Annotated in this window: 8 protein-coding genes, 1 tRNA gene and 1 pseudogene; 2 read left to right on the top strand and 8 right to left on the bottom strand. The window is 61.1% G+C overall.

What is annotated here, in order from left to right; all coding sequences use genetic code 11:
* Positions 1–224, bottom strand: a pseudogene (locus tag BLX41_RS34235) (3-isopropylmalate dehydratase small subunit); the annotation flags it as partial.
* A 10-nt stretch (positions 225–234) separates the two neighbouring features.
* On the bottom strand, positions 235–1653 hold the full coding sequence (leuC, locus tag BLX41_RS02380) for a 3-isopropylmalate dehydratase large subunit (protein ID WP_123723620.1): 1419 nt from the start codon (positions 1651–1653) through the stop codon (positions 235–237).
* A 153-nt stretch (positions 1654–1806) separates the two neighbouring features.
* Here leuC and BLX41_RS02385 point away from each other — a divergent pair, with 153 nt between their 5' ends.
* Positions 1807–2697 (top strand): LysR family transcriptional regulator, encoded by an 891-nt coding sequence (locus BLX41_RS02385; protein ID WP_123723621.1) that lies wholly within the window; start codon positions 1807–1809, stop codon positions 2695–2697.
* 84 nt (positions 2698–2781) lie between these two features.
* Positions 2782–6060, top strand: a complete 3279-nt coding sequence (locus tag BLX41_RS02390; protein WP_123723622.1) for an EAL domain-containing protein — start codon at positions 2782–2784, stop codon at positions 6058–6060.
* Between the two features lie 48 nt (positions 6061–6108).
* Here the strand turns inward: BLX41_RS02390 and BLX41_RS02395 are convergent, their stop codons facing one another.
* From BLX41_RS02395 to BLX41_RS02420, 6 genes are all read right to left on the bottom strand, one after another.
* A complete protein-coding gene (locus BLX41_RS02395) occupies positions 6109–6555 on the bottom strand; it encodes an Hsp20 family protein (protein ID WP_123723623.1) in 447 nt (148 codons plus the stop codon).
* A gap of 114 nt (positions 6556–6669) precedes the next feature.
* A complete protein-coding gene (locus BLX41_RS02400; RefSeq protein ID WP_123723624.1) occupies positions 6670–7629 on the bottom strand; it encodes a tRNA dihydrouridine synthase in 960 nt (319 codons plus the stop codon).
* Between the two features lie 179 nt (positions 7630–7808).
* Positions 7809–8243, bottom strand: a complete 435-nt coding sequence (locus BLX41_RS02405; protein ID WP_123723625.1) for an acyl-CoA thioesterase — start codon at positions 8241–8243, stop codon at positions 7809–7811.
* Between the two features lie 46 nt (positions 8244–8289).
* Complete coding sequence (locus BLX41_RS02410; protein WP_123723626.1) at positions 8290–9123, bottom strand: alpha/beta fold hydrolase; 834 nt, start codon at positions 9121–9123, stop codon at positions 8290–8292.
* Positions 9124–9152: 29 nt separating this feature from the next.
* On the bottom strand, positions 9153–9692 hold the full coding sequence (locus BLX41_RS02415) for a TetR/AcrR family transcriptional regulator (protein WP_123723627.1): 540 nt from the start codon (positions 9690–9692) through the stop codon (positions 9153–9155).
* Between the two features lie 181 nt (positions 9693–9873).
* Positions 9874–9949 (bottom strand) — tRNA-Glu (locus BLX41_RS02420).
* Between the last annotated feature and the right edge of the window lie 82 nt (positions 9950–10031).

Raw genomic sequence — 10031 nt, forward strand, 5'->3', positions numbered from 1 at the left:
TGGTAACGCTCGGCGTTGAGGACGAAATCCTTGTTCAACGGACGCTTGGAGTTGTCCTGATAGGGCTGGCCCACGTCGAGGTAGCGCCACTCATCGAACAGGTTGGGACCGAAGCCGGTGCGCTTGATCGATTTGAGAAACTGCTTGGGGATGATCTGGTCGGTATCGACGTTGGCACGATCCAAAGGCGCGACCAAACCATTGTGCTGGGTGAAAGCTTTCATGCTGCGCTCCTTAGATCAATTCACGGACATCGACGAAACGACCGCTGACAGCGGCGGCGGCGGCCATGGCCGGGCTGACCAGGTGGGTACGCCCACCGGCGCCCTGGCGCCCTTCGAAGTTGCGGTTCGAGGTCGACGCGCAATGCTCACCGGACTCCAGGCGGTCCGGGTTCATCGCCAGGCACATCGAGCAGCCCGGCTCACGCCATTCGAAACCGGCTTCGAGGAAGATCTTGTCCAGGCCTTCCGATTCGGCCTGGGCCTTCACCAGCCCCGAACCCGGGACCACGATCGCCTGCTTGATGGTAGAGGCCACTTTACGGCCCTTGGCGATCACCGCTGCGGCACGCAAGTCTTCGATCCGCGAGTTGGTGCAGGAACCGATGAACACGCGATCCAATTGAATGTCAGTGATCGCCTGGTTGGCGCTCAAACCCATGTACTTCAAGGCGCGGACGATGGAGTCGCGCTTGACCAGGTCCATTTCCTTGGCCGGGTCCGGCACGTTCTGATCCACGGCCAAAACCATTTCCGGCGAAGTGCCCCAGCTGACTTGCGGCTTGATCTGCGCTGCGTCGAGCTCGACCACGGTATCGAACTGGGCATCAGCATCGGACACCAGATCTTTCCAGGCCTCGACGGCCAGATCCCATTCAGCGCCCTTGGGTGCGAATGGACGACCCTTGACGTAGGCCACGGTCTTTTCGTCCGCCGCCACCAATCCGACACGGGCACCGGCTTCGATGGACATGTTGCAGATGGTCATGCGGCCTTCAACGGACAGGTCACGAATCGCGCTGCCGGCGAACTCGATGGCGTGGCCGTTACCGCCGGCGGTGCCGATCTTGCCAATCACTGCGAGGACGATGTCCTTGGCGGTCACGCCAAATGGCAAGGTGCCTTCCACGCGCACCAGCATGTTCTTCATCTTCTTGGCCACCAGGCACTGGGTGGCGAGCACGTGCTCCACCTCGGAAGTGCCGATGCCATGGGCCAGGGCCCCAAAGGCGCCATGGGTGGAGGTGTGGGAGTCACCGCAGACCACCGTCATGCCCGGCAAGGTCGCGCCCTGCTCCGGACCGATCACGTGGACGATGCCCTGGCGCACGTCGTTCATCTTGAATTCGACGATGCCGTATTCGTCACAGTTGTCATCGAGGGTCTGCACCTGCAGACGGGAGACCTGATCGGCAATCGCTTCGATCCCACCCTTGCGCTCAGGAGTGGTCGGTACGTTGTGGTCCGGGGTGGCGATGTTGGCATCGATGCGCCAAGGCTTGCGCCCGGCCAGACGCAGGCCTTCGAACGCTTGCGGCGAGGTCACCTCATGGATGATGTGACGATCGATATAGATCAGCGCCGAACCATCGTCGCGCTGCTTGACCAAATGCGAATCCCAGAGCTTGTCGTAGAGCGTCTTGCCGGCCATCGGACCATTCCTCATCAGCTTGTTTCTATGCCCCGGGCCCTGATCGTCGGCCGATCAATAACCCCTTGGCTTGTGAGGCTGATGCTATGGCGTTAGATTAAATAACTCAAATTCATATTTTTCATGCTTTGGATAACCAACTGGAATACGATCATGGACCTGGCCAATCTCAACGCCTTTATCGCCATCGCCGAGACCGGCAGCTTCTCCGGCGCCGGCGAACGCCTGCACCTGACCCAGCCAGCCATCAGCAAACGTATCGCCGGCCTGGAGCAGCAGCTCAATGTGCGCCTGTTCGACCGCCTGGGCCGCGAGGTTGGCCTGACTGAGGCCGGACGCGCTCTGCTGCCCCGGGCGTATCAGATCATCAACGTGCTGGACGACACGCGTCGTGCCCTGACCAACCTCACCGGGGAAGTCAGCGGCCGCCTGACCCTAGCCACCAGCCATCACATCGGTCTGCATCGCCTGCCCTCGCTGCTGCGGGCCTTTACCCGACGCTACCCCCAGGTGGCCCTGGACATACAGTTCCTGGATTCCGAAGTGGCCTATGAGGAAATTCTCCATGGCCGCGCCGAACTGGCAGTGATCACCCTGGCGCCCGAGCCCCACAGCCTGATCAAGGCGACTGCGGTCTGGGACGACCCCCTCGACTTCGTCGCAGCTCCAGAACATCCGCTGGTCAGCAACGGCCAGGTCAGCCTGGCGGACATTGCCCTGCATCCGGCGGTTTTTCCCGGCGGCAATACCTTTACTCACCATATTGTCCAACGCTTGTTTGAAGCCCAGGGCCTGACACCGAACATCGCCATGAGCACTAACTACCTGGAAACTATAAAGATGATGGTTTCCATCGGACTGGCCTGGAGCGTGCTCCCCCGCACCATGCTTGACGATCAAGTGGCGCGCATTCCTTTACCGGGCATACAACTGCGACGCCAGCTAGGCTATATCCTGCATACCGAACGGACGCTGTCGAATGCTGCGCGGGCTTTCATGGCCTTACTGGATGCACAAGTCGATTGGCCAGGGAACCCGGCATAGCTATTCCGGGTATTGCCCGTGCCACGCCGCACTGTCATGAGTATCCCGCGCCAAACGAATGACTCAGCTCAAGGCCTGACACCCATGCCAAAACCCGCTGACCGTATTCCGCCCATGCCACGCATCCATGCTGTCGACCCCCGGGAGTCGGAACAAAGCTGGGAAAGTGCGCCGCAACTGCTCGCCGCCCTCAATGGCGCACGGCTGGGAGCCTGGTATTGGGATATTGAAAGCGGGCAGATCAGTTGGTCCCGGGGCACTCAGGCACTGTTCGGCTTCGATCCGCGCCAACCCCTGCCGGAAAACCTCGAATACCTCGATCTGCTCCCCATTGAAGACCGGGCCAGGACCGTGCGGGCTTTTCACTCGGTGCTGGCGGGAGCGCCCCTGGAACACGCCATGCACCACCGCATTCGCTGGCCCGACGGCAGTCTGCACTGGCTGGAGATCAACGGCAGCGTGCTGCCGGACAAGCACGGCAAGCCCCGAATGATCGGGGTGATCCGCGAGATCACCCACCAACGCCAGCGCGAAGAGGCCCTCAGCAGTTCGGAAAAGCGCTTCGCCACCCTGTTCCACCTGTGCCCCAACATGGTGCTGCTAACCCGCCTGGAAGATGGCCTGATCAGCGAAGCCAACCAATACTTCGAAAGCCAGTTCGGCTGGCCCGCCGAACATGTGATAGGCCGCACCACCCTGGAGATCGGCCTGTGGGTCAATCCCGAACAGCGAACCCAACTGATCAAGGCCGTGCAGAAAAAGGGCCAGGCCGCCAGCCTCGAAGTCCAGTTCCGCGCCAGCAACGGCCAGATCCACGACGGCATTCTCAGCGCGCAGAAAATCGAGCTGGAAGGCAAGCCCTACCTGCTCAGCACCTTTCTCGACACCAGCGAACGCAAAAGAGCCGAACAGGCCCTCAAGGACAGCCAGGAACGCCTCGACCTGGCCCTGGACTCGGCGCAACTGGGCACCTGGGACTGGCACATTCCCAGCGGCATGCTCTATGGCTCGGCCCGCGCCGCGCAATTGCACGGCCTGGAGCCGGCGCCCTTCCATGAGTCCTTCGAAGCCTTTTTCGAGGGCGTACCCACTGAAGAGCGCGACAGCATGCGCGATGCCTACCGCAGCCTGCGGGAAGGCCCGGCGGGCAACTACCAGCTGACCTACCGGGTGCAACTGGCGGATGGCAGCTCGCGCTTCCTGGAAAGCCGTGCCCGCCTCTATCGCGACGAGCAGGGCAATCCACTGCGCATGGCCGGAACGCTGCTGGACATCACTGAGCAGGTGGAGCGCGAACAGCGCCTGATCACTTCCGAAGAGAAGTTCGCCAGCCTGTTCCAGGTCAGCCCGGACCCCATCTGCCTGACCCTGCTGGAAACCGGCCAGTTCATCGAGATCAATTCAAGCTTCACCCAGACCTTCGGCTGGACCCAGGAAGATGTGATCAACCACAGCGCCGAGCAGATCGGCTTCTGGGAGGACCCTGCCCCGCGCCTGCGGCGGATCGAACAGGTGATTCGCGAACAGGCACTGAACAACGTGGCCGTGGTGGTCAACCACAAGAACGGCCAGGCGCTGACCTGCATCATTTCCAGCCGCCTGATTACCGTCGACAAGCAGCCGTGCATCGTCACAACGCTGCGGGACATCACCCAGCAACAGCGTTCGGAGGCCGCTCTCAAGGCCAGCGAAGAGAAATTCGCCAAGGCCTTCCATTCCAGTCCCGACGCCATCACCATCACCGAGCGCGACACTGGCCGCTACCTGGAGGTCAACGACGGTTTCTGCCGCCTGACCGGCTACCGCACCGATGAAGTGCTCGGCCGCACCATGTACCAGGTCGGCATCTGGGCCGAAGAAGCCCAGCTCGCCACGCTGTTGGCGGAGCTCAGGCTCAAGGGCCGGGTGCATCACCTGGAAATGCTCGGGCGTAACAAGCGTGGGGAAATCCTCACCCTCGAGGTCTCGGTGGAACCGATCATCCTCAATGAAACCCCGTGCCTGCTGCTCACGGCCCGGGACGTCAGCCTGCTGAAGAATGCCCAGGCACAGATCCGCCACCTGGCCTACCACGACCCCTTGACCAACCTGCCCAACCGCGCCCTGCTGATGGACCGCCTGAGCCAGCAGATCGCTCTGCTCAAGCGCCATAATCTGCGAGGCGCGCTGCTGTTCCTCGACCTGGACCACTTCAAGCACATCAACGACTCCCTGGGACACCCGGTGGGCGATACCGTACTGAAGATCATCACCGCCAGACTGGAAGCCAGTGTGCGCATGGAGGACACCGTCGCGCGCCTGGGTGGCGACGAATTCGTGGTGCTGCTCAGCGGCCTGGAAGGCTCGCGCAATGAGGTCAGCGAACAAGTGCGGCAACTGGCGGGAACCCTGCGCGAACTGCTCTCGGAACCGATGTTCCTCGACGGCCAGCGTCTGCAGGTCACCCCCAGCATCGGCGTGGCGCTGATCCCCGATCACGGTTCGACCCCCACCGACCTGCTCAAGCGCGCCGACATCGCCCTTTACCGTGCCAAGGACTCCGGGCGCAACACCACGCAGATGTACCACAACACCATGCAGAAGGCCGCCAGCGAACGCCTGCGCATGGAAACCGACCTGCGCCTGGCCCTGTCACGCGGCGAATTCAGTGTGCACTTCCAGCCCCAGGTGGATGCCCGCGACAACCGCATCGTCGGCGCCGAAGCCCTGGTGCGCTGGCAGCACCCGGAGCTGGGGGCGCAATCACCGACGGAGTTCATCAAGGTGCTGGAGGACAGCGGATTGATCCTTGAGGTTGGCACCTGGATTCTCGATGAGGCCTGCCTGGCCTTCAGCCAACTGATCGAGCAAGGCCTGGTCGACCCTTACCACTTCAGTCTGTGCGTCAATATCAGCCCACGGCAGTTCCGCCAGAACGACTTTGTCGAAAGAATCGAACACAGCCTGACCGCCTATGCCCTGCCCTCATCGCTGCTGAAGCTGGAGATCACCGAAGGCATCGTGATCCAGAACCTGGATGACACCATCAGCAAGATGCGTCGACTGAAAAAGCTCGGGGTCAGTTTTGCCATGGATGACTTCGGTACCGGCTACTCCTCCCTGACATACCTCAAACGCTTGCCAGTGGACACCCTGAAGATAGACCAGTCATTTGTCCGCGATGCTACCCACGATCCCAACGATGCGGAGATCATCCGGGCCATTGTCGCCATGGCCCGCAGCCTGAACTTGAAGGTGATCGCCGAAGGTGTGGAAACACCGCAGCAGCTGGAGTTTCTGCAGGGGCTGGAGTGCCACCTGTACCAGGGCTACCTGCACAGCCGGCCGCTGCCCTTGAGCGAGTTCATGAAACTGCTGAAGTGAGGGGCACAAAAAAGGGCGCCACCAGGGCGCCCTTTTTTCGCAGCGGTCTTAGTGTTGCAGAGCCGGCTGCTGCGCACCGTTGATCGGGATGCGCTTGGCTTTGGCTTCTTCCGGCACGACCCGCAGCAGGTCGATATTCAGCAGACCATTGCTCAGGGCCGCCGCCTTGACCTCGATATGGTCGGCCAGGCGGAAGGACAGCTTGAATGCCCGCTGGGCAATGCCCTGATGCAGGTAGGTGACGCTTTCATTGGCGTCACGCTTGCCACCGCTCACGGTCAACACGCCTTTTTCCACTTGCAGCTCCAGGTCTTCTTCCTGGAAGCCGGCGGCCGCGATGACGATGCGATATTGATCGTCGGCGTGTTTTTCAACGTTGTAGGGCGGGTAGCTGCTGCCCGGTTCGTTACGCAGTGCCGACTCGAACAGATCATTGAAACGGTCGAAGCCGACAGACGAACGGAACAGTGGAGCCAAGGAAAATGCAGTACTCATGGGTATTTCTCCTGATAGTCAGCGAGTGGTTATCTCCGCGACCCGAATTCGGCATCGCGTACCCAAGAGATAGGGATCGTCCCTCGCATTTCAAGAGGTGTTTTTTCAATTTTTTTACGCGGCTTCGCTCTGCGGCATACCCAATAGGCGACCGACCTGGTCCAGCTCGGTTTCCCGACGCAGGGCGGTGAACAGCTCGACCGCTTCAGGGTAATTGCGGGTCAGCATCGCCAGCCACTGCTTCAGGCGCCCAGGGGCCGAACGTGGAGTCAATTGCACCACCACCTGCGCCCAGAAGTCCTGGAGCATGGGCTGCAGGTCGGCCCAGGACATTTCCACCACCTCTTCACCGGCTCGGGCTGCGGCTATCTGCCGAGCCAGATCGGGGCGCGAGACCAGCCCGCGACCCAGCATGATGTCCTCGACACCGCTGATTTCCCGACAACGCCGCCAATCCTCGACGCTCCAGATATCACCGTTGGCGAACACCGGTACCTTGACCACCTCCTGCACCCGAGGGATCCACTCCCAATGGGCCGGCGGCTTGTAGCCATCGACCTTGGTCCGTGCGTGAACCACGATATGCTCCGCGCCGCCCTCGGCCAGCGCCGTAGCGCACACCAGCGAACCGTCGGGACTGTCGAAACCCAGGCGCATTTTTGCTGTGACCGGGATATGCGCAGGCACTGCTCGCCGCACATGCTCGACAATCTGGTTCAGCAGCTCAGGCTCTTTAAGCAGCACCGCCCCGCCCCGGGACTTGTTGACGGTCTTGGCCGGACAACCGAAGTTCAGATCGATCACCTCGCTACCCAGCTCGCAGGCCAGCGCGGCATTTTCGGCCAGGCACACCGGATCGGACCCCAGCAACTGCACCCGCAATGGCACGCCGGCAGCAGTGTGCGCGCCTTGCAGCAACTCGGGGGCGAGCTTGTGGAAATAGGCAGGCGTGAGTAGACGGTCATTGACGCGGATGAACTCGGTGACACACCAGTCGATCCCGCCAACACGAGTCAATACATCCCGCAGGATGTTGTCGACCAACCCCTCCATGGGCGCCAAGGCAATTTGCATGAAACACACTCAACGAAAAATCAGGCGAAAAAACGTCCGCCAGTTTACTGGGTTTCGCCTGATAACAGGAATTTTGTAGGAACGGCCGGGTGGTGTTGCGCGTGCCGGCGAATGGACCCCGCCGCGCCGCTGAACACGCCTTCGCTGGCAAGCCAGTTCCTACAGACAGGAGGAGGTGTTCACAAGCCCTGCAGGGCCGGGCCGTAGCCCTCGAGGAATTCGGCGGGCATGCGCTTGGGTTTGCCGCTGGACAGTTCGATACAGACAAAGGTGGTCTGGGCCCGCAACAAGGTACTGCCATCACTTGGACGGATCAGCTGGAAACGTCGGGTCATCTTCAGGCGCTGGTCCCAATCGACGATCCAGGTGGCCAGTTGCAACTCATCTCCTTCGTAAGCCGCGGCCAGGTAGTCGATCTCATGCCGCACCACGGCCATCGCCCGATCCAGGCGACGGTATTCAGCCAGGTCCAGCCCCAGGCGTTGCGAATGCCGCCAGGCGCAACGCTCCAGCCAGGTCACGTAGACCGCATTGTTGGCGTGCCCCAAGCCATCGATATCCTCGGCCACCACCTGCAGATCGATAACGAATGGCGTTGCCAGATCCCAGCTCATGCCCAACTCCCGGTCAGATTTTTGACCGGGGCAGTGTAACGGATGCTCAGGCAGATTGGCGCGCCTGCAGATGGCGTCCAGTGACCAGAGTGATCACGGCGTCGATCACTCGGGGATCGGCCAACACCCGCTGATGACCACCTTCACTCAAGCGCAGCAAGCGACTGTCGAACCAGGCCCGGTGGATCAACTCCGACTCCTTGACCGGTACAAACCGATCATCATCGGCATGAATGATCAGACCAGGCATCTCCAGCTGATACTGAGCCACGTCCAGCGTCGCAGCGCGCATCCCCACATCCTTCTCCACTTGACGGATAAAAGCCGAACGCGCCCTGGGCGGCAAGCGCATGTAGCGGGCAAAACCTCGCAGCACACCAAGAATCCGAGCCGGCGCAGCGATACTGACCAGGGTTTCGGTGCGCAATCCCAGCTGTACAGCAAGCATGGCACTGGCACCGCCCATGGAGTGGCCAATCACTGCGCGCAAGGGCGGCAATTCCGCCGCAGCCTCCAACATCGCCCGGGCAAACAGCACCACATTGGCCTCATCTCCCGGAGAGCGTCCGTGGGCGGGACCGTCCAGCGCCACCGCGGTATAACCAGCGGCCACCAGCGCCTTGATCAGGCTGGCAAATTGTGTGGGTCGCCCTTCCCAGCCATGCATCAACAACACTGTCGGCCCCTGCCCCCAACGCAAGGCAGAAAGGCCAAACCGCAAGGTAAGACGCTCGGCATGCTCCAGCAGGGGCAGCTCCCACTCTCGGGGCGGCAGCTCACGGGGAGTCATGAACAACTGGCGCATCCGATTCGCCGCCCACTGAGGAGCCACCCAGCCCAGAGTGCCATTGACACCACGAATCCAGCTCAATCCGCTCATCACCCACCACCTCGCAACCGAACTTCAGGTCATAGAACTGCCGACTTGGCGGCACGCAGCAGACGATCGGACAGCTCACCCGGCCCCAGAGCCCGCGCCAGGGACAGCCCGCCAACCATCAGCGCCATATCCGCCAAGGCTTTGTCCGTGTCTTCGGGACTGGCAGCCAACTGCGCGACCATCAGTTCCATATGCTCGTTCAAAGCCTTGCGAAAACTCTCTGGAAGCCGCCCCAACTCACCCACCGATGCCGGAATCGGGCAGGCCTGTTCAGTGGAGTCGCGGTGCTTGCGCGACAGATAGAACGCCGCAGCCAAAGCCCTGCGCTCTTCACCACTCAGACCTGTATCCATCTCATCGAGCAAGCCACGTCGGTGCGCGAGCAATTGGGTGAACGCCTCAAGCATCAGCGCATCCTTGCTCTCGAAGTGCGCATAGAAGCCACCCACCGTCAGCCCGGCAGCCCCCATCACCTCACCCACACTCGGTTCGGCCGGGCCACGCTGGATCAGCGCCGAACTGGCAGCCTGGAGAATACGTTCGCGGGTTTGAGCTTTTTTATCGTTCATCGTTGCCTCCGAATATTACGAACAAAATATTATTCTCATAATAATTTTCCGCAAGTCGCCAGTGTGACCGCCGGTCAGAAGTGCAGGCTGAGGAAGAGTGCAAGAGTTGGCCGGACGCCAGAAAAACAAAAGGGCCATTCAATAATTGAATGACCCTTAAATCCCGCATAACGGGTAAACGTGGCGTCCCCTAGGGGACTCGAACCCCTGTTACCGCCGTGAAAGGGCGGTGTCCTAGGCCACTAGACGAAGGGGACACATACCCTTCTAACAGTTGATCAGTGCTGAGTACCGATCGATTCAAGGCCGGTGTGGCCAGGCCTTGAACTGTAAATTGGT

This window comes from Pseudomonas protegens (assembly GCF_003732485.1).
Taxonomy (GTDB): domain Bacteria; phylum Pseudomonadota; class Gammaproteobacteria; order Pseudomonadales; family Pseudomonadaceae; genus Aquipseudomonas; species Aquipseudomonas protegens_B.